This is a genomic window from Mesorhizobium sp. WSM4840, assembly GCF_055811755.1.
Map to the genome: position 1 here is coordinate 1 of NZ_JBVVQD010000125.1, position 562 is coordinate 562.

At 62.6% G+C, this 562-nt stretch carries 1 protein-coding gene; it reads right to left on the reverse strand.

All coding sequences use genetic code 11. The features are described 5' to 3' along the window. A partial coding sequence (locus AC0L3I_RS36980; protein ID WP_473530239.1) for an NAD(P)/FAD-dependent oxidoreductase occupies positions 1-562 on the reverse strand: 562 nt, incomplete at both ends.

The following is a 562-nucleotide window of genomic DNA, read 5'->3' on the forward strand; positions in this document are numbered from 1 at the left end:
ACGAGGTAAAAGTGCTCGCAGGCATGCAGCGGGATGGTGACGCCGTTCTGGCGCCCGAGCTCGCGCGCCCACATGCCGGCGCAATTGACGACGACATCGGCTTCGATCATGCCTTGCTCGTCGCCCTGCGTCCAGGAAACGCCGGTGACGCGGCCATCCCTGGTATGGACTTTGGTGACCTTCACGTTTTCCACGATCGTCGCACCGCGCTGGCGGGCGCCCTTGGCCAGCGCCATGGCGATATTGGCCGGGTCGCATTGGCCGTCGAGCGGTAGATGCACGGCGCTGACCACATCGGAAATGTTGAGATGCGGATACATCTCCTTGACTTCATTAGGCGAAATCTCGCGCACATCGATATCGAACGCGCGGGCGAGAGACGCCTGCCTATAAATCTCGTGCTTGCGCTCCTCGGTCAGCGCCACGGTGATCGAACCGACCTGCCGCATGCCGGTGCCGACATCGGTCTCGGCTTCCAGCTTAACGTAGAGATCGGCCGAATATTTCGCCAGCCGCGTCATGTTCTGCGAGCCGCGCAACTGGCCGATCAGGCCGGCGGCGT